This window comes from Sabulicella glaciei (genome assembly GCF_026183895.1).
GTDB classification, from domain to species: Bacteria; Pseudomonadota; Alphaproteobacteria; order Acetobacterales; family Acetobacteraceae; genus Roseococcus; species Roseococcus glaciei.
This window is the reverse complement of sequence record NZ_JAPFQI010000011.1, coordinates 119,714-138,486: the sequence shown is the minus strand read 5'-3', so window position 1 is coordinate 138,486 and position 18,773 is coordinate 119,714. Positions and strand designations below refer to the sequence as shown.

18 protein-coding genes are annotated in these 18,773 nt (G+C 71.6%); 13 read left to right on the top strand and 5 right to left on the bottom strand.

The genetic code is table 11. The annotated features are described in order from the left end of the window. Positions 1-331: 331 nt before the first annotated feature. Positions 332-1,312 (top strand): Bug family tripartite tricarboxylate transporter substrate binding protein, encoded by a 981-nt coding sequence (locus tag OF850_RS14665; RefSeq protein ID WP_301591012.1) that lies wholly within the window; start codon positions 332-334, stop codon positions 1,310-1,312. Positions 1,313-1,329: 17 nt separating this feature from the next. On the opposite strand, the gene OF850_RS14660 is transcribed toward OF850_RS14665, so the two are convergent. Beyond that, the gene (locus OF850_RS14660) at positions 1,330-2,214 is read right to left on the bottom strand and encodes a DMT family transporter (RefSeq protein WP_301591011.1); all 885 of its coding nucleotides are present in this window, start codon (positions 2,212-2,214) and stop codon (positions 1,330-1,332) included. Between the two features lie 267 nt (positions 2,215-2,481). Between OF850_RS14660 and OF850_RS14655 the strand changes: the two genes are divergently transcribed. Both OF850_RS14655 and OF850_RS14650 read left to right on the top strand, forming a co-directional pair. Then, on the top strand, positions 2,482-2,931 hold the full coding sequence (locus OF850_RS14655) for a hypothetical protein (RefSeq protein WP_301591010.1): 450 nt from the start codon (positions 2,482-2,484) through the stop codon (positions 2,929-2,931). A 76-nt stretch (positions 2,932-3,007) separates the two neighbouring features. Beyond that, positions 3,008-3,643, top strand: coding sequence for an SGNH/GDSL hydrolase family protein (locus tag OF850_RS14650; protein ID WP_301591008.1), 636 nt, complete (start codon positions 3,008-3,010; stop codon positions 3,641-3,643). A gap of 6 nt (positions 3,644-3,649) precedes the next feature. Here the strand turns inward: OF850_RS14650 and OF850_RS14645 are convergent, their stop codons facing one another. Beyond that, on the bottom strand, positions 3,650-4,633 hold the full coding sequence (locus OF850_RS14645; RefSeq protein ID WP_301591007.1) for a Bug family tripartite tricarboxylate transporter substrate binding protein: 984 nt from the start codon (positions 4,631-4,633) through the stop codon (positions 3,650-3,652). Positions 4,634-4,820: 187 nt separating this feature from the next. Between OF850_RS14645 and OF850_RS14640 the strand changes: the two genes are divergently transcribed. Genes OF850_RS14640 through OF850_RS14600 form a run of 9 tightly spaced genes read left to right on the top strand, consistent with a single transcriptional unit; the run spans position 4,821 to position 14,468 of the window. Continuing rightward, on the top strand, positions 4,821-5,978 hold the full coding sequence (locus tag OF850_RS14640) for a CaiB/BaiF CoA transferase family protein (protein WP_301591006.1): 1,158 nt from the start codon (positions 4,821-4,823) through the stop codon (positions 5,976-5,978). Next, a complete protein-coding gene (locus OF850_RS14635; RefSeq protein ID WP_301591005.1) occupies positions 5,975-6,769 on the top strand; it encodes an enoyl-CoA hydratase/isomerase family protein in 795 nt (264 codons plus the stop codon). The genes OF850_RS14640 and OF850_RS14635 overlap by 4 nt, the downstream gene beginning before the upstream one ends. Before the next feature lie 3 nt (positions 6,770-6,772). Continuing rightward, positions 6,773-7,963: an acyl-CoA dehydrogenase family protein gene (locus OF850_RS14630; RefSeq protein WP_301591004.1), complete on the top strand. Its 1,191-nt coding sequence runs from the start codon at positions 6,773-6,775 to the stop codon at positions 7,961-7,963. A 13-nt stretch (positions 7,964-7,976) separates the two neighbouring features. Further along, the gene (locus OF850_RS14625) at positions 7,977-9,323 is read left to right on the top strand and encodes an MmgE/PrpD family protein (RefSeq protein ID WP_301591003.1); all 1,347 of its coding nucleotides are present in this window, start codon (positions 7,977-7,979) and stop codon (positions 9,321-9,323) included. After that, on the top strand, positions 9,320-10,195 hold the full coding sequence (locus OF850_RS14620) for an FAS1-like dehydratase domain-containing protein (RefSeq protein WP_301591001.1): 876 nt from the start codon (positions 9,320-9,322) through the stop codon (positions 10,193-10,195). The genes OF850_RS14625 and OF850_RS14620 overlap by 4 nt, the downstream gene beginning before the upstream one ends. Continuing rightward, the gene (locus OF850_RS14615) at positions 10,192-11,394 is read left to right on the top strand and encodes a CaiB/BaiF CoA transferase family protein (RefSeq protein WP_301591000.1); all 1,203 of its coding nucleotides are present in this window, start codon (positions 10,192-10,194) and stop codon (positions 11,392-11,394) included. Before OF850_RS14620 ends, OF850_RS14615 begins: the two co-directional genes overlap by 4 nt. Continuing rightward, the gene (locus OF850_RS14610) at positions 11,391-12,254 is read left to right on the top strand and encodes an HpcH/HpaI aldolase/citrate lyase family protein (RefSeq protein ID WP_301590998.1); all 864 of its coding nucleotides are present in this window, start codon (positions 11,391-11,393) and stop codon (positions 12,252-12,254) included. The genes OF850_RS14615 and OF850_RS14610 overlap by 4 nt, the downstream gene beginning before the upstream one ends. Positions 12,255-12,291: 37 nt before the next feature. Next, complete coding sequence (locus OF850_RS14605) at positions 12,292-13,248, top strand: Bug family tripartite tricarboxylate transporter substrate binding protein (protein WP_301591018.1); 957 nt, start codon at positions 12,292-12,294, stop codon at positions 13,246-13,248. After that, positions 13,245-14,468, top strand: a complete 1,224-nt coding sequence (locus OF850_RS14600) for a CaiB/BaiF CoA transferase family protein (protein WP_301590997.1) — start codon at positions 13,245-13,247, stop codon at positions 14,466-14,468. The genes OF850_RS14605 and OF850_RS14600 overlap by 4 nt, the downstream gene beginning before the upstream one ends. A gap of 59 nt (positions 14,469-14,527) precedes the next feature. On the opposite strand, the gene OF850_RS14595 is transcribed toward OF850_RS14600, so the two are convergent. Both OF850_RS14595 and OF850_RS14590 read right to left on the bottom strand, forming a co-directional pair. Next, positions 14,528-15,184: an FkbM family methyltransferase gene (locus tag OF850_RS14595; protein ID WP_301590996.1), complete on the bottom strand. Its 657-nt coding sequence runs from the start codon at positions 15,182-15,184 to the stop codon at positions 14,528-14,530. A 553-nt stretch (positions 15,185-15,737) separates the two neighbouring features. Continuing rightward, positions 15,738-16,670 carry a sensor domain-containing diguanylate cyclase gene (locus OF850_RS14590; RefSeq protein WP_301590995.1) on the bottom strand — a complete coding sequence of 311 codons (933 nt, stop codon included), beginning with the start codon at positions 16,668-16,670 and terminating at the stop codon, positions 15,738-15,740. Between the two features lie 152 nt (positions 16,671-16,822). Between OF850_RS14590 and OF850_RS14585 the strand changes: the two genes are divergently transcribed. Further along, a complete protein-coding gene (locus OF850_RS14585) occupies positions 16,823-17,755 on the top strand; it encodes a pirin family protein (RefSeq protein WP_301590994.1) in 933 nt (310 codons plus the stop codon). A gap of 5 nt (positions 17,756-17,760) precedes the next feature. On the opposite strand, the gene OF850_RS14580 is transcribed toward OF850_RS14585, so the two are convergent. Continuing rightward, positions 17,761-18,771: a cytochrome d ubiquinol oxidase subunit II gene (locus OF850_RS14580; RefSeq protein WP_301590992.1), complete on the bottom strand. Its 1,011-nt coding sequence runs from the start codon at positions 18,769-18,771 to the stop codon at positions 17,761-17,763. Positions 18,772-18,773: the final 2 nt, after the last annotated feature.

Genomic DNA, 18,773 nt, shown 5'->3' with positions numbered 1-18,773 from the left:
TTAGCTTGGGTCGCTCACGCGGCAACAGCGGCGCCACCGCCGCCCATAACTCGTCGGAAACAAGAGGCTTCGCCATGGAAGCCCCAACGCTCAGAACCCAGTTCTGTTAGGCGCTTTAAGCCCTGAAGGGGCCCGATGTCCGGCCGGCGAGGCGAGGCATCGACCGTGCCGCCTCTCGCTCAAGGCTCATTCCCGCACCGAGCGGCCGCGCATGGGCGACGCGCTGCGGCAATCGGCCGTCCCGTCCGAGCAGCCCGCCCGGCCGCAGCCTGTGGCGACGCGCATGGCGATCATGGCACCCTCCCGGCAAAACCCCCCTGGGAGTGATGGGATGCCCCACACGAAACGCGACCTCTTGGCCCTTGCCGTGGCCACGCCCGCCCTGCTTGAGCCGGGCACGCTTCGCGCGCAGACGCCGTCCTTCCCGGCCCGCCCCGTCCGCATCGTCATGCCCTTCGCCGCGGGCGGGCCGACCGACGCCATCGCACGGGCCGTCGCGGCCCAGCTCGAGACGGAGTGGCGCCAGCCCGTGGTCGTGGAGAACCGGCCGGGCGCCGGCGGCAGCACCGGAAGCGCGGTCGTCGCGCGCGCCGCGCCCGATGGCCACACGCTGCTGATCACCGCCAACTCGCACGTCATCAACCCGGCGGTGCTGCGCAACCTGCCCTTCGACACGCAGCGCGACTTCACGCCGGTCATCCGCCTCGCCGACGGTCCCTTCGTGCTCGTCGCGCATCCCTCGCTCGGCGTCCGGACGCTGCCCGAGTTCGTCGCCCGCGTGCGCGAGCGGCCGGGCGCCTTCAACTATTCCTCCGCGGGGCACGGCACGAACAACCACCTCGCCATGGAGCGGCTGAAGGCCATGGCGGGGATCGACATCACGCATGTCGCCTATGGCGGGGCGGCGCCGGCCACCACGGCGCTGCTGGGCGGCGAGGTGCAGGCCATGATCAACAACCTGGTCAACTCGCTCCCGCACATCGCCGAAGGGCGCATGGTCGCCATCGCGATCGGCGGGCTGGAACGCTCCCCCGTGCTTCCGGAGGTCCGCTCGATGAGCGAAACCTATCCGGGACTGACGGCGGTGAACTGGTACGCGGCCTTCGGACCCGCCGGCATGCCGCCGGAGCTGGTCGCCACGCTCAACGCCGCCATGTCGCGCGCGGTGAGGAGCCCCGCCGTCGCGGACCGCCTCCGGGCCCAGGGCATCACCCCGGCCGGCGGGCCGGCGGCCGAATTCGCGCGTCAGGTGGAGGAGGAGCTTGCGACCTGGGGCCGCGTGGCCCGCGAGGCCGGCGTCAGGCCCGAATAGGACGGCCCGCGCGGGCCTCATCCGCCCGGACGAGGCGCCTCGGGAGGCCGCCGGACCACCAGGGCGATCGCGCCCAGCACGCAGGCCAGGGCCGCCACGTCGAAGGCGCCGATCTCCCGCTGCACCAGCCAGGCGCTGCTGGCGACGCCGAGGCAGGGCACGACCAGCAGCGAAAGGCTGGCGACGCTCGCCTTCAGCCGCGCCACCACGGGAAACCAGGCGGCGTAGGCCAGGGCGTTGGAGAAGACGACCATGTAGAACAGGCCGAACAACCCGCGCCCCGCATCGGGATGCAGGTAGGTGTGCTCGCGAAGCGCGAGCCACACCGCGAAGGCCGGCGGCGTCCCCAGCAGAAGCTGCCAGGTCGTGACCAGCAGCACCGGGCTGCGGAAGCGGAGCTTCTTGCTCAGCACCGTGCCCGCGCCGAAGGTCGCACCCGCCGCGAGGCCCAGCGTCACGCCCAGGCCGCTCGGCCCCCCGGAACCCGCCGTGCCCACCAGCACCAGCAGCACGGCGACGAGCCCGAGGCCGAGCGCCATCACCGTGCGTCGGTCGAGCCGCTCACCCAGCACGGGCACCGCGAGCAGCGAGGCCCAGAGCGGCATGGTGTAGTTCAGGATGGCGGCCTGCCCAGGCCCGACCAGCATCACGCCGGCGATCAGCGCGAAGGGAAAGACGACCATCATCAGCAGGCTGAGCGCGAGCACGCCGCCCCACTCCTCGCGATGCGGCAGGAGGCGCCGCCCCGGGGCGCGCAGGCAGAGCAGCAGGAGCAAGGCCCCGGCGCCGGCATTGGCCAGCAGGCGGGCGGTGACGAGGTCCACCGCCTCCAGGGTCCAGGACATGAAGGGATAGCTGAGGCCCCAGCAGAGCCAGACCACCAGCAGCAGCGGCAAGGTCACGCGGCGGCTTCCCCGCATCCGCGGCGCGGCAGCGCATGCGGGCATTCCATCTCGATCACCCCGAGAAGCGAGAAACCCCGATGCGGCGGCATCATGCGGGAATGGTGCCGACGTTAGGCGGCCCGGCCCTCCTGGTCCATCACCTGTGCGGAGCGAGCCCCGGCGCGGCGTCGGACCGGCCTCCAGGCGCCATCCGCGGGAGTCCATGTTTCCTCCAGGCCGCTCCGGCGTTCGTGCATTCGTGAGCCACTCCGGAGTGACGTCCCCATGCGCGACCCCCGCCGTCTCCTCCTCGCCCTGTCCACCGTCCCGCTCCTCGCCGCGGGTGCCGCCGCGCAGGACCGGGCCGCGCAGCAGCCGGCCCTGACCGACTGTTCCGTCGTGCAGTCCGATGGGCTCCGCGCCCCCGCCGAGGCCGCATCCATCGGCCTCGCCTTTCTGGGCGACGGCCCGGAACGTCATGTCGTGGCGGCCCAGCCGCGCACCGGCCAGGCACCGGCGCCGCGGACCAGCTTCCGCGCCGCGCGTCCGGGCGTCTCCTACGGCGCAGGGCTGGAGGCGCCCTCAGAGGCCGAGCCCGGTCCCCAGACCGCCTTCACCCTGGTGACGCTTGAGCAGACGGGCATGGTGCTGCTGGAAACCTGGCGCTGGCGCACGGCGCAATCCGGCGAGCTTTCCCCTGCCTATAGCTGGGCGCGCCTGCGCTGCGGCGCCTGACGAGGCGGGCCGGGGCGGCAGAAGCAGGCAGCCGCGCCGCCAGGACGAGGCCCCGCCGGGCGCCAGGAGGTTTTCCGTGGCCCACATCGTGCTGGCCGGCGACTCGGTCTTCGACAACGGCGTTTATGTCCCGGGCCAGCCCGACGTGGTCCGGCAGTTGCGTGCGGCGCTGCCCACGGGCGCCGGGGCGAGCCTCGTGGCCGTGGACGGCGCCGTGGTGCGCGGCGTCCAGCGGCAGATCGCCGTCCTGCCCGCAGGCACGACGCACCTGGTGGTCAGCGTGGGCGGCAACGACGCGCTGGGCCAGGAATGGATGCTCGGCCGGCCTTCCCGCCTCGTGGCGGAGTCGCTCGACCTCTTCGCCGATCTTCGCGGGGCGTTCCGGCAGGATTACGGCGCGATGCTCGACGCGGCGCTGGCGCACGGGGTGCCGGTCGCGGCCTGCACCATCTACGACCCGCGCTTTCTCGACGCGGACCGGCAGCGGCGCGCCGTCACCGCCCTCGCCTTCTTCAACGACATCATCCTGCGCGAATGCTTCCTGCGCGGCGTCGCGCTGCTGGACCTCCGGCTGATCTGCAACGAGGCAGGGGATTACGCCAACCCGATCGAGCCGAGCGCGCGGGGCGGCGAGAAGATCGCCGCCGCCATCGCCGCCATGGCGCTGGGGGACGCCACGCGCGGCGCCCGCGTGGTGACCGGGCGCCGCTGAGGTCGTTCACTCGATGCGGATATTGGCGCGGCGGATCACGTCGCTGAACACCTCGCGCTGCTCGCGCAGATGGGCGGCGAAGCCCTCCGCATCCTTGTAGACCGGCTCCACCCCCGCGATCTCCATGCGCGACACCACTTCGGCATTCTGCATCGCCTCGCGCATCGCCTCGGCCAGGCGGTTGATGATCGGCGCCGGGGTCTGCGACGGCACCATCAGCCCGAGCCACGCGCCGAGATCCATCCCCTCCAGCCCCGGCACGCGCGACAGCGGCGGCACCTCCGGCGCCAGCTTGCTGCCATCGAGCAGCGAGATGCCGAGCGCCTTGAGGTTGCTGGCGCGGATGACGGGCTGCGTGGCGGCCAGCGTCTCCACCACATAGTCCACCTGTCCGCCCGCGACGGCCTGGACGCCCGCCGCGCTGCCGGTGAAGGGCACGTGCGTGACGTCGAGGCCGAGGCGGCGGTTGATCGCCTCCGCCACCAGATGCGCCGTGGCGCCGATGCCGGAGGAGGCGAAGCTGTAGCGCCCCGGCGCGGCGCGCACCGCTCGGATGAAGCCGGCCATGTCCTCCGCCGGGAAGCCGGGGCGGATCACCAGCAGGTAGGGCGAGTTGCCGGCCATGGCGACGGGCGCCAGGTCGCGCTCTGCGTCGAAGGGCAGGCGGCGCAGCAGCGGCGAGATGCTGACCGGGCCGGAGGAACCGGCGAGCAGCGTGTAGCCGTCGGGCGGCGACTTCGCGACGTTGTCCGTGCCGATCGTCCCGCCTGCCCCCGCCCGGTTGTCCGGCACCACGGACTGGCCGAGGCTTTGCGAGAGTGACTGTGCGATGAGGCGCCCGATGATGTCGGTGGCCTGTCCCGGTGGCCAGGGGATCACCATGCGGACCGGGCGGTTCGGATAGCTTTGCGCCGCGCCCTCGCGCGGCAGGGCGCCCGCCAGGGTGAGGGAACCAAGCGCGGCACCGCGCAACATCGTTCTGCGTTCCATGGCACGTCCTCCATGCGCCGCACCTTCGTGGGCGCGGCGTCCTCCCTTTTTGCGCCACGGATGCGGCGCCGGGGCCAGCTTAGTCGGGCCGCCGCGCGGGCCGGAAGTCCTGGGCCTGTGATTGACGCCACGCGGGGCCGGGCCGAAGCTTCGGGCAAGGAATTGGGATGGGAACGGGCCGCTCCGCATGACAGGACAGCGCGCACCGGGCGCGGCCTTGCCGCTGGCGGGCCTTTGCGTCTTCGAATTCGGCCACAGCGTCGCCGCGCCCTTTGCCGGGCAGATCCTCGGCGACATGGGGGCGGAGGTGATCAAGGTGGAGAAGCCCGCCGGCGACGATGCGCGGCGATGGGGCCCGCCCTTCTGGGAAGGCGAGAGCGCGATCTTCCAGACGCTGAATCGTGGCAAGCGCTCCCTCTGCCTCGACCTGCGCGACGCGGCGGCGATGGCGCGGCTGAAGGCCCTGCTCCTCGAGCGCGGCGACGTGGTGCTGCAGAACATGCGCCCCGGCCAGGCGGAGGCGATCGGCCTGGGCGCAGAGGCGCTGCTGGCGGCGAAGCCCTCGCTGGTCTGCTGCAACCTCGGCGCCTTCGGCCGCACCGGCCCGCTGGCGCAGGCGCCGGGCTACGACCCGCTCATGCAGGCCTTTGGCGGGCTGATGAGCGTGACCGGCGAGAGGGGACGCCCTGCGGTGCGCGTCGGCGTTTCCATGGTGGACATGGGCACCGGCATGTGGGCCGTGATCGGCATCCTGGCCGCGCTGCAGCGCCGCGCTACCACCGGCATCGGCGGCGTGGTGGACGTGTCCTTGTTCGAGACGGCGGCAGCCTGGATGAGCGTTCCGGTGGCGCAATACCTGTCCTCCGGCGAGGCACCGGAAAGGCAGGGCTCGGGCGCGCAGGGCATCGTGCCTTATCGCGCCTACCGCACCGCGGATGGCGAGTTGGTGGTGGCGGCCGGCAACGATGCGCTGTTCCGCGCCCTGGCGGGCGTGCTGGAACGGCCGGACTGGCTGGAGGACGGGCGCTTCCGCTCCAACCCCGACCGCGTCGCGCATCAGGACGTGCTGTATCCGATGATCGAAGCGGAGATGCTGAAGCGCCCCAATGCCGAGTGGATTCGGCGCCTCGACGCGGCCGGCATTCCCTGCGCCCCGGTGCAGGATGTGGGCGCGATGCTGGGCCATCCGCAGACGGCGGCGCTCGGCCTGCTGCAATCCCTGCCGGGCACGGGCGTCCAGGCCATCGGCCTGCCCGTCTCCTTTGACGGAACCCGGCCCGAGCCACGCGGCCCGGTGCCGGCGCGCGGCGCGGATAACGCGCTGCTGGGAGGCAACGCCGCATGAGCGCATCCTTCGAGACGCTGGCGATCGAGCATCCGTCGCCGGAGGTGATGGTGGTCCGGCTGAGCCGCCCCGAGGTGTCCAACGCCCTCAACACGCAGATGGGCCTGGACCTGCTGGAGGTCTGGACCCGGCTGACGGCAGAGCCGGGCAAGGTGCGCTGCGCCATCCTCACCGGCGCGGGCGACAAGGCCTTCTGCGGCGGCGGCGACCTGAAGCAGCGCAACGGCATGAGCGTCGCCGAATGGAAGCACCAGCACGAGATCTTCGAGCGCTCCTACTGGGCGCTGCATGACTGCCCGGTGCCGGTGATCGCGGCGGTGAACGGCCACGCCTTCGCGGGCGGGCTGGAAATGGCGCTGGGCTGCGACTTCATCTACGCCGTCCGCACCGCGCGCTTCGCGCTGACCGAGGTGACGATCGGCATCATGCCCGGCGGCACCGGCACGGTGACGCTGCCCCGCGCGGTGGGGGAGCGGCGCGCCAAGGAGATCATCCTCACCGGCCGCCCCTTCAGTGCGGAGGAGGCGCTGGAATGGGGCATGGCGAACCGCCTGGTGGAGCCGGGCGCGGCGCTGGAGGCGGCGATGGAGACGGCGCGGGTCATCGCCGGCAACGCGCCGCTTTCCGTGCGGCAGGCCAAGAAATCCATCCATTTCGGCTTGCAGATGGACATGCGTTCCGCCTTCCGCTTCGAGATCGAGGCCTATAACCGGCTGGTGGACACGGAGGACCGCATCGAAGGCGTGCGCGCCTTCAACGAGAAGCGCAAGCCGGCCTTCAAGGGACGATAGAAGATGGACCTCAATGCGACGGGCGGCAGCGCCCTCATGTCCCTCGAGCAGGACTATCCAGAGATCCGCGACAGCGTGCGCCGCATCTGCGCGGGCTTCCCGGGCGCCTATTGGCGCGAGCTGGAGATGCGCGAGGAATACCCGACGGAATTCGTGCGCGCGGTGACGGAGGCCGGCTATCTCGGCGCCCTCATCCCCGAGGAGTATGGCGGCTCCGGCATGCCGCTGCGCGCCGCCTCCGTCATCCTGGAGGAGATCCACAGCAGCGGCTGCTCCGCCGGCGCCTGCCACGCGCAGATGTACATCATGGGCACGCTGCTGCGGCACGGCAGCGAGGAGCAGAAGCGTCGCTACCTGCCGGGGATCGCCAGCGGCGCGCTGCGCCTGCAGGCATTTGGCGTCACCGAGCCCACCAGCGGCTCCGACACCACCAGCCTGCGCACCCGCGCGGTGCGGGAGGGCGATCATTACGTGGTCACTGGCCAGAAGGTCTGGACCAGCCGCGCGCTGCATTCCGACCTGATGCTGCTGCTGGCGCGCACCACCCCGCGCGACCAAGTGAAGAAGAAGACGGAAGGCCTGTCGGTCTTCCTGGTGGACATTCGCGAATCGCTCGGCAAGGGGATGGAGATCCGTCCCCTGCCCGCGATGATCAACCACAACACCACCGAGGTCTTCCTCGACAACCTTCGCGTCCCGGCGGAGAACCTGGTCGGCGAGGAAGGGCGCGGCTTCCGCTACATCCTGGACGGCATGAACGCCGAACGAGTTCTGGTCGCTTCCGAAGGGCTGGGCGATGCGCGCTGGTTCATCCGCAAGGCCTCGGCTTACGTGAATGAGCGCGTGGTGTTCGACCGCCCCATCGGCAAGAACCAGGCGGTGCAGTTCCCCATCGCCCGCGCCCATGTGGAAACGGAAGCCGCCGAGCTGATGATCCGCAAGGCCGCCGCGCTGTTCGATGCCGGCCTGCCCTGCGGCGCGGAGGCGAACATGGCGAAGCTCCTCGCCTCCGAGGCGTCGTGGAGTGCGGCGGAGGCCTGCCTGCAATGCCATGGCGGCTTCGGCTACGCCCGCGAATACGACGTGGAGCGCAAGTGGCGCGAAACGCGCCTGCTGCAGACCGCGCCCATCTCCACCAACATGATCCTCGCCTATGTGGGCGAGCACGTGCTCGGCATGCCGCGCACCTATTGAAAGGGGAAAGGCCATGACCGGACTGACGGAGGCGATCGGCACCTATGTGGCCAGCGCCCCCACGGCGCCGCCCGAGGACCTGCTGCCGCTGCTGCGCTCCGCCTTCATCGACACGCTGGGCACGATGATCGCCGGGCGGGACGAGCCGGCCGTGGCGCTGCTGCGCGAGCACCTGGCGGAGCGCGGCGCCAGCGCCGCCGAGGCCTCCGTGCTGTTGGGGGCGGAGCGCGCCCATTCGGCCGACGCTGCGCTGCTCAACGGCACGGCGGCGCACGCCCTCGACTACGACGACGTGGCGCTGGGAGGGCATCCCTCCACCGTGCTGGTCCCGGCCATCCTGGCCGAGGCGCAACGCATCGGCGCCAACGGCGCACGCGCCATGGCCGCCTACCTCGTGGGCTATGAGGTCTGGGGAGAGCTGATCGCGCGCGAGCCGGACCCGCTGCACGAGAAGGGCTGGCACCCCACCGCCGTGTTCGGCACGGTGGGCGCGGCGGCGGCGCTGGCCGCGCTGCACGGCATGGACGCCGCCCGCGCGGCGCAGGCCGTGGCGCTGGCAGGCAGCATGGCCGGCGGGCTCGTCGCCAATTTCGGCAGCATGACCAAGCCGCTCCATGCCGGGCGCGCCGCCGCCTCAGCGGTGGAGGCGGTGCGGCTGGCGGCGCGGGGCTTTTCCGCCTCGCCGGACGCGATGGAGCATCGCGCGGGCTTCCTGGCCGCGCTGTCGCCCAAGGGCCGGGTGGATCGCGAGGCGCCGGCGACGTTGGGCGGGGCGCTGCGCATCCGCGAGGTGGGGCTGAACGTGAAGCGCTATCCCATGTGCTACGCCACCCACCGCACCATCGACGGCGTGCTGGACCTCGTGTCCCGCCACGACCTCCAGCCCGAGGAGGTGGCCTCGGTGGAGGCGAGCATCGGCGAGACCCAGGCCGCCATGCTGCGCAACCACGCGCCGCGCACGGGGCTGGAAGCGAAGTTCAGCCTCGAATTCGCCGTCGCCTCCGCCGTGGTGGCGCGCAATGTCGGCCTGGGCGAACTGACGGACGGCTTCGTGGCCCGGCCGGAGGTGCGCGCGATCTTCCCCAAGGTTCGCATCGCCACCCGCGACACGCGCTGCCCGCTGGAGCCTGCCTTCGCCGAGACGGACCGCGTGGTTCTCCGCACGACGAAGGGCGAGGTGCTGGACAGCGGCGAGATCCGCTTCCCGCGCGGCGCGGCGCTGAACCCGATGGAGGAGGCGGAGCTTCACGCCAAGTTCGCCGATTGCACGCGCGGCTGGAATGGCGGCTCGGCGCTGCTGGACCAGTTGTCGCGGCTGGAAACCCTGCCCGGCCTCGCCGCGCTGGGTGGCCGCGCATGAGCGCGGCGGATTTCGACATCCGCGTCGCCGCCGTTCGCGACGCGTGGCTCGGCCGAAGCTGGACGGTCGAGGATGACGTGACGCGGGCCACCATGCGCCGCATCGCCGCCATGCTGGACATGGACCCCGATGCCTTCCCGCGCGGGGCGGAGGTGCCGGCGCACTGGTTTAGCCTGTTCTGCGCCGAATCCGCGCGCCAGGGCGAGATCGGCGCCGATGGCCACCCGGCGCCGGGCGTGGTGCTGCCGCCCATCCCGCTGGCGCGGCGCATGGGCGCGGGGCGCCGCGTCCAGCTTCATGGCGGGTTCCGCGTCGGCGAGGTGCTCTCCAAGCGCGCCGAGGTCGCGGCGATCGAGCCTAAGCAGGCGCGCACCGGCACGATCTGCGTGCTCACCATGCGCCATTCCTTCAGCGTCGGCGACCGCCCCGTGGCGGTGGACGAGTTCGACGCGGTGTATCGCGAGGCGGTCCCGCCCGGCACCGCCTCGCCCGTCAACACCGGCACGCCCGCGCCGACGGACGCCGCCTGGAGCGTGCAGAGATTCCTGCCGAGCACGCTGGTCTTCCGCTACTCCGCCATCACATGGAACGCGCACCGCATCCACTACGACGCTGACTACACGCGCGACGTGGAGGGCTATCCCGCGACCGTGCAGAATGGCGGGTTGACCATGCAGCTGCTGCTCGACGCGGCGGTGGCGCAGGCGGCGGGACAGCGCCTGGACAGCTTCACCGCGCGCCTCACCCGCCCCATCTCCGTAGGCGACACGGTGACGCTGGCAGGGCATGCCGTCGCCGACGGCGCAATGGCGGCCTGGGTGGCGGGCCAGGACGGCGCGCTCTGCGCGCAGATGGAGCTGCGCTTCGCATGAGCGGGCCGCTCGACGGGGTGCGCGTGGTGGACCTCACCACCGTCGTCGTCGGCCCGATCTGCACGCGCACCCTCGCCGACCAGGGGGCGGATGTCATCAAGGTTGAGGCGCCGGGCGGCGACATCCTGCGCTACCTGGCCGCCGGCAGCCGCTCCCCGGCGATGAGCGGCAAGTTCATCAACTTCAACCGCAACAAGCGCAGCATCGGCCTCGACATCAAGCGGCCGGAGGGCGCGGCGGCGTTGCGGGCGCTGCTGGCGCAGGCGGATGTCTTCGTCAGCAACGTGCGCCCGGCGGGGTTGGAGCGCGCGGGGCTGGATTTCGCGACGCTCGCCGCGCTGAACCCGCGCCTCATCCACTGCTCCATCCAGGCCTTCGGGCGCGGCGGGCGCTACTTCAACCGCCCGGCCTACGACCCGGTCATCCAATCCCTGTCCGGCGTCGCGGGCACCTTCGAGCGCGCGACGGGCGAGCCGCGCTTCGTGCCCATGGTGATGACCGACCACATTGCCGGCCTCGTCGCCGCGCAATGCATCGGCTTCGCCTTGTATCGCCGCGAGCGCACGGGCGTGGGCGAGGCGGTGGAGGTGCCGATGTTCGAGAACATGGCGAGCTTCGTCGCCAGCGAGCATCTGGGCGCCGCCACCTTCGACCCCCCGCTCGGTCAGGCGGGCGACGAGCGGCTGCTCAGCCCCTATTACCGCCCGCTGCCGACGAAGGATGGCTACATCACGGCCCATCCCAACGACAACCGCCAGGCCTTCGCGTTCTTCGCCGCGATCGGACGGCCGGAGCTGAAGGACGACCCGCGCTTCAACACGCCCAAGGCGCGCAGCGAGCACGCCGCCGCCTTCTTCGAGATCCGCGCCGCCGCGCTGCGCGAGAAGACGACCGCGGAATGGCTGGAAATCCTGGCGGAAGCCGACGTGCCCGCCGCCCCCTACAGCCGGCTGGAAGACCTGCTCGACGACCCGCACTTGAACGAGGTCGGGTTCTGGGAGATGGACGACCACCCGACGGAAGGGCGCATCCGGCGCGCGCGCATCGCCAACCGCTTCGGCGGCGGCATGCGGGAGGAAACGCTCCCCGCGCCGCGGCTGGGCCGCGACACCCGCGCCATCCTGCGCGAACTGGGCCATGACGAGGAAAGCATCGCCACCATGATCGAAACCGGCGCCGCCTTCGAGGACGCATCGTGAGGACCGCCCCCAACTGGCGCTCCCTCCTCTTCGTGCCGGCGACGGCGGAGAAGTTCGTCGCCAAGGCGCATACGCGCGGCGCGGACGTCATCATCCTCGACCTGGAGGACAGCATCCCGCCCGGCGAGAAGGCGGCGGCGCGCCAAGCCCTGCCCGGCGCGGCGCGGCTCGTGCGCGGCGGCGGGCCGGAAGTCTGCGTGCGGATCAACCGGCCGCTGGAGGTGGCCGTGCCGGACATCGAGGCGGCGGTGCTGCCCGAGGTCTCGGCGCTGATGCTGCCCAAGGCGATGGGGCCGGAGCATGTGCGCCTGCTGGCCGAGGTGGTGGCGGGGCGCGAGGCGGCGCTGGGCATCCCCGAAGGCCAGGTGCGGCTGATCCCCGTGGTGGAAACGGCCGAGTCGCTTCCGCTGCTTCCTCAGATCGCCCGCGCCCATCCGCGCGTCGCGGCAATCGGCGTCGGCGCGGAGGATCTGTGCACGGAGCTGGAGGCGGAGCCGGGGGCTGATGCGCTCTACGCCTTCGGCATGCAGGTGGTGGCGGCGGCGCGCGCGGCGGGCGTCCTGCCCATGGGCTCGGTCGGTCCCTTCGCGGATTTCTCCGACCTCGACGCCTATCGCGCCTCCTTGCACCGCTCGCGGCGGCTGGGCTTCGGCTGCGCCGCCTGCATCCACCCCTCGCAGGTCGCACCGATCAACGAGGAGTACGGCCCCTCCCCGGCCGAGGTGGACCGGGCGCGGCGCCTGATCGCCACCTTCGAGCAGGCGGTGGCGGAAGGGCGCGGCGCCGTCGCCTTCGAGGGCGCGATGATCGACCTGCCGGTGGTGGACCGCGCGCGCAAGGTGCTGGCCCGGGCGCGGTGAGCGCCTGGCCGATCGAGAGGAAAAATCCGTGACCCCCATGTCCCGCCGCGCCGCCCTGGCCGGCCTTTCCCTCGGCCTGCCGGCCCTGGCCCAGGCCGAGACCTGGCCCGGCCGCCCCGTCACCCTGGTCGTCGCCCAGGGGCCGGGCTCGGGCAGCGACATCAGCGCGCGGCTGCTCGCCGGCCCCATGGGGGCCGCGCTGGGCCAGCCCGTGGTGGTGGAGAACCGGACGGGCGGCGGCGGCGCCATCGCTCACCAATCCGTGGCGCGCGCGCAGCCGGACGGAAACACGATCATCTTCTCCTCCACCGCCGCGCTGCTGGTGCTGCCGCTGATCAACCCGAACCTCCGCTACGCGATGGAGGATTTCACCGCCGTGGCCCCGGTGCTGCGCGCGCCCTTCGCCATCCTCGCCTCCACCGCGCCGGGCGCGCCCGCGACCCTGGCGGAGCTGGTGGCGCGGCTGCGGCGGGACCGCACCGCCTATGCCTCGGCCGGGGTGGGCACGATGACGCATCTCGCGGCCGAGGCCTTCCTGCGCCGCGCGGGGGTGGAGGCGGTGCACGTCCCTTATCGCGGCAGCGGCGCAGCGCTCACCGACCTGATCGGCGGGCAGGTGGTCTTTGCCGCCGACTCCCTCACCGCCTCCATGCCGCACATCGCGGGCGGAAGGCTGCGCGCCCTGGCCGTGACGGGGGAGCGGCGCGAGGCAGCGCTGCCCGACGTGCCGACCCTCGCGGAAGCCGGGCTTCCCGGCCCGCCCATCGCCGTGCTGGGCGGGCTCTTCGCGCCGCGCGCAACGCCGGAGGACCGCGTCGCGCGCCTCGCGGCGGCGACGGACCGCGCCCTGGCCGACCCGGAGGTGGCGGCCCGCTTCCAGGCCTCGCAGACCGAGATCCTGCGCGAGGGGCGCGAGGAATTCGTCGCCCGGCTGCGCGAGGAGGAGCCGGCCTGGCGCGCCCTGGTGCGGCAGCTCGACCTGCGCCTCGAATGAGCCTGCCGGTCGTCCATCCTGACCCGTCGCGCACCGGCCCGCTTTCCGGGGTGCGCGTGGTGGACCTGTCGCGCCTCGTCGCCGGCAACATGCTGACTCTGCAGCTCGCGGATTTCGGCGCGGAGGTGATCAAGGTGGAGCCGGCCGGCGCCGGGGACACGCTGCGCGCCTGGCGGGAACGGCACCCGGATCATCCAGGCGGCTTCGACGGCTGGTGGCAGGCCTATGGGCGCAACAAGCGCAGCCTCGCCCTCGACCTGCGCGACCCGGAGGCGGGACGCTGGCTGCGCCGCCTTGTCCTTTCGGCGCAGGTGCTGGTGGAAAGCTTCCGCCCAGGCACGCTGGAGGCGATGGGCTTGGCGCCGGAGGCGCTGCATGCGGAGAATCCGGGCCTCGTGGTCGTCCGCATCTCCGGCTGGGGCCAGACCGGTCCCTACCGGGAATTGCCGGGCTTCGGCAGCCTCGTGGAGGGCTTCAGCGGCTTCGCCCAACGCCATGCCCGGCCGGACGGCACGCCGGAACTGCCCAACATGGCGCTGGCCGACATGGTGACCGGCCTGTCCGGCGCCTTCGCCGTCGCGGCCGCGCTGCGCGAGGTGGAGGTGCGCGGCGGGCGTGGGCAGGTGGTGGACCTGTCCCTGCTGGAGCCGATGGCCTCCATCATGGGGCCGGACGTCACCAACCGCGCCGCGCTGGGGGATGCGCCCCGCATCGCCAAGATCGCCTCGCCGCGCGGAGTGTATCGCTGCGCCGACGGGCTGTGGGTGTCGCTGTCCGGCTCCACCGAGGCCATGGCGCGCCGCATCTTCGCGGCGATCGGCGAGGCGGCGCTGACCGAGGATCCGCGCTTCGCCGACAACGCCGCGCGGCTGGCCCATGACGCGGAGGTGGACGCCATCCTCGGCCGCTTCATCGGCGGCATGACGCAGGAAGCCTGCCTGGCTCTGTTCCGCGCCGAGGGAGTCACGGTCGGGCCGATCCTGGGGCCGGCGGAGCTTCTCGCCGATCCGCATGTCGCCGGGCGCGGCGTCTATGTGCGGGCCCAGGACGGGGCGCGCGAGGTGGTGATGCACGCGCCAACGCCGCGCCTTTCGGGCACGCCCGGCACGGTGCGCCGCCTGGCGCCCCGCCTCGGGGAGGACACGGCGGCCATTCTCGGCGAGCTGGGCGCGGAGCCGGAGGAGGTCGCGGCGCTCAGCGCTCCGCCCGCCCGGCGCTAGAGCCTGTTGACGCCTGATCGGTCAAACGCCGCTGCTGCCCGCATCGGCGGCCACCCACATCAGGTGCGGAACAGAAGGACGTTCTCGCCACTCGTCAGGAAGTCGAACGAGCGGGTCGAAATGGCGGCAAACAAGGCCCTGCTTGTCGCCTCCCCCGGGAAAAGCCAGTCGTGGGTTTCCACGACAAGTGCCTGTGTGCGGTCCAGCCAACCCAGTTCCCCGGCAAACAGGCTTGCCTCTCCACCTTCGATATCGATCTTGGCCAGGAAGATTTCGTCCGCGCCCACCTTCTCCAGGATCTGCGCGACCGTCAAAGCCGGAACGTCTTCACCCTTGCCCTCGGGGCTGAAACGGATTGCCGAACCACACGCGGTTGGATCCGCAACGCGGAGACGGCCAGGGCTGCCTGCTATAGCGGCGTGCAAGACCAGGACATCCGGCTCGTCAGCCACGTTCTGTCGAAGAATTGCCAGATTGGCCGAGGATGGTTCAATCGCGACGATCCTCGCTTCGGGAAAGAGGCGTCGCCACCACAGCACGCTCATCCCGACATGCGCGCCCGCATCCAGGATCAGGGGACGACGACCTTGGGCGAGCGCTGCCCGGTAGGTCTCCATGAGAGCAGAGAACTGGTGCGGAGCCGCCCGCGCGAGATCGTACTCACGCTTGACCCAGACCTGCTGGAAGATCGAATGATCGCGGGTGGCGGCCCGCATCCAGACCTTTCCGAGTCCTGGCACAGAGACCGCGACGGCCTTTGGGGAGCCAGCCCTGTCCAGTCGGACCATGTGCCAAAGCAGGCCGGATCCCTGCAGTGGGCCAAACGTCTTGACGTAGTTCGGCAGCCAACGAACGTTTGAAACCGATGCGTGCTGGTTCATCGATGTGCCATCCGAATGCCAAGCTCAAATGATGAAACAAGACATGAATTTTCTGATCCGGTCATAACACACGATCGGCACGACACGCACAGAATCCGGAAAGCATCGACGAAGCGCCGCGCGGCTCACGCCCGAACTGAAGCGTGTGGTGGCGTCAGGTTTGCTTTCGGAGAGGCAAGTGGGTGTTGGCCGCCCATTGCCCGCGCGACGTCCCGCCGTGCCCATCAAGCGCAACGAGACGCCTTTCGCCCGCAGCACTCGGGCTTGCACCACGCGCCGCTGGGGCGGGCCTCAAAGAACGATGATCAGTGGCACCGCTCGTGACGCGAAGATCGCCGCGAACTCCCTCGGCATCGTCTTCCTCATGGGAATTCGGCTGGGTCAACCGCTAACGGGGATGCGGCTCTGGCGCGTCGTCGGCGCGCACGCAGCCACGCCCCGCCGCCTTGGCCTGGTAGAGGGCACGGTCGGCGCGGCGCAGCACCTCCTCCATGGTGGCGGCGGCCAGCGGCGCGACGCCGATGCTGGCGCCGATCCGCGCCTCGCGTCCCTCGCCCAGGGGGAAAGGCTGCTCCAGCAGGGACACCAGGCGGCGGCCGAGGTCGAGCGCCTCGCCCTCCGCCATGCCGGCACAAAGCAGCGCGAACTCGTCCCCGCCCAGGCGGCACACCACGTCGCCGGCCCGCACCGAGGCGCGCATGCGGCGCGCGACCTCCGCCAGCACAGCGTCGCCCGCCGCGTGGCCCTGGCTGTCGTTCACCGCCTTGAAGCGGTCGAGATCCACCAGCAGCAGCATCCCGCCCCGCCCCGACGCGAGGGCATGGGCGAACAGCGCATGGAAGCCGCGGCGGTTGGGCAGGTGGGTCAGCGGGTCCTCGACGGCCAATTGTTCCGCCGCGGCCTGGGCCAGCTTGAGCTCCGTGATGTCCATGGCGAAGCCGGCGACATGCCCGCTCGGCAGGGTGCGCTTGACGACGCGCATCCAGCGCCCGTCCGGGTAGCGCCGCTCATAGGCGCCTTCGTTCCGTTCATGGACCCGGATCGCCTCCTGCACCGCGGCCTCGAGGTCCTCGCCGGGGCGGGCGAGCGAAAGCGTGACGCGCATGAGGTCGTCGTAGCGCAGCGGTGGCGTCAGCCGGGCAAAGGCCTCGCGATGCAGCTCCGCGTAGGAGCGGCTGTGGGCGACGAGGTAGCGGTCCCGGTCGAAGACCGCGAAATTGCATCCCGTCTCGTCCACGGCCAGGCGAAGCAGCTCCAGGTCGAAGGGGGACGCCGCGGCGGACGCGCCCTGTGCTGCAGTTTCTGTGGCCTTGCGATCCATTCGTGCTCCGGGGAAACCCAAACACCGGGATAAGGCGCAAGGCAAGATGAAGGGTTGCAGAACTTCCCTGCCGCCCGGTCTCGTCCCGTGCCAGGATGGCGAGCCTCGCAAGAAGCCGAACCGCCCCACATCCTGGGAAGAAGGAGCCCGCCATGACCCCTGGACCCGAGACGGTGATCCTGCCCCGCGCGCACGATGTCGGCGGCTTCGAGGTGCGCCGCGCCCTGCCCTCGCGCGAGCGGCAGATGGTCGGCCCCTTCATCTTCCTGGACCAGATGGGGCCGGGCGAGTTCCTGTCGGGCAAGGGGCTGGACGTGCGGCCGCACCCGCATATTGGCCTGTCTACCCTCACCTACCTGTACGAGGGGGAGATCCTGCACCGCGACACGCTGGGGGTGCGCCAGCCCATCCGCCCCGGCGAGGTGAACTGGATGACCGCCGGTCGCGGCATCGCCCACAGCGAGCGCACAGACGAGGCGCAGCGCGGGCAGGTGAACCGGCTCTTCGGCATCCAGTCCTGGGTGGCGCTGCCCAAGGATGCGGAAGAAACGGCGCCCGCCTTCGCGCATCACGGCGCGGAGGCCCTGCCCTTTGTCGAGGACGGCGGCATGACGCTGCGCCTCGTCGCCGGGGAGGGCTGGGGGCTGCGCTCCCCGGTCGCCGTGTCCTCGCCGCTCTTCTACGCCGACGTCGTCCTGGCTCCCAGCGCCGCCGTGCCGCTGCCCGATGGGCATGAGGAACGCGCGGCCTATCTGGTGCGCGGCATGGTGAGCGTCTCGGGTCAGGAATGGGAGGCCGGGCGGCTCCTGGTGTTCCGCGCGGGCGACCGGCTGTCGCTCCATGCCGGTTCCGAGGGGGCGCGCCTGCTCCTGCTGGGCGGCGCGGCGATGGACGGGCCGCGCTTCCTGTTCTGGAACTTCGTGTCCTCCTCGCGCGATCGCATCGAGCAGGCGAAGCGCGACTGGACGGAGGGGCGCTTCGGGGCGGTGGCGGATGACGAGAAGGAGTTCATTCCGCTGCCCGAAGGCCGTGTCACCATCCGCGCCGGTTCGCGGGACGTGGGCCAGGGCTCGCCCACGACCTGACCCGCTCAGTAGTACTTCAACGCCTGCGCCTTGCCGCCGAACCAGCGCCAGACCAGCACGGTGTAGGCGAGGATGACCGGCAGCACGACCAGCACCCCAACCAGGATGATCAGCAGGCTTTCGGGCGCCGAGGCGGCCTCGAAGATGGTCAGCCGGTCGGGCACCACATAGGGCCAGAAGGAATAGGCGAGGCCCTGGAAGCACAGGATGAAGATGCCCGCCGTGGCCGCGAAGGGCACCCAGTCCAGCGCGTGGTCGCGGCGCGGCAGGTGGCGCAGCGACAGGAACACCACCAGGAACAGCGCCCCCGTTGCCACCGGGATGGGGGCGAGGCCGAGGATCTCGGGGAAGGCGAACCAGCGCTCCATGATGCGCGGCGAGGCGAAGGGCGTGGCGAGCGACACGGCGACGACGCCGATGCCGGTCAGGATCAGGGCGATCCGCGCCCAGCGCACCGCGCGCTCCTGCAACGCGCCTTCCGTACGCCACACGAGCCAGGAGGCGCCGATCAGCGCGTAGCCCGAGCAGACGAAGGCGCCGCACAGCAGGGCGAAGACGAAGGCGCCCCAGCCCGGCGCGAAGCCCAGGATATAGGCGCCGAGCATCCAGCCCTGCGAGAAGCCGGCGAGCAATGACCCGCCCTGGAAGGCGAGGTCCCAGCGCGGCTTCTGCGACTCCGGCGCCTTGGTGCGGAACTCGAAGGCCACGCCGCGCGCGATCAGCCCCACCAGCATGAGCAGGACGGGGATGTAGAGCGCGGTGAGGATCATGCCATGCGCCAGCGGGAAAGCGACCAGCAGCAGCCCGACGCCCAGCACCAGCCAGGTCTCGTTCGCGTCCCAGAACGGGCCGATGGAGTGGATCATGCGGTCGCGCTGCTCCTCCTCCGGCACCGCGCGCAGCAGGATGCCGACGCCGAGGTCGAAGCCGTCGAGCACGGCGTAGAGCAGCATGGCGAGGCCCATCAGCCCCGCGAAGACCATGGGCAGCCAGGCGCCCTCGGGCAGCGTGTCCATCG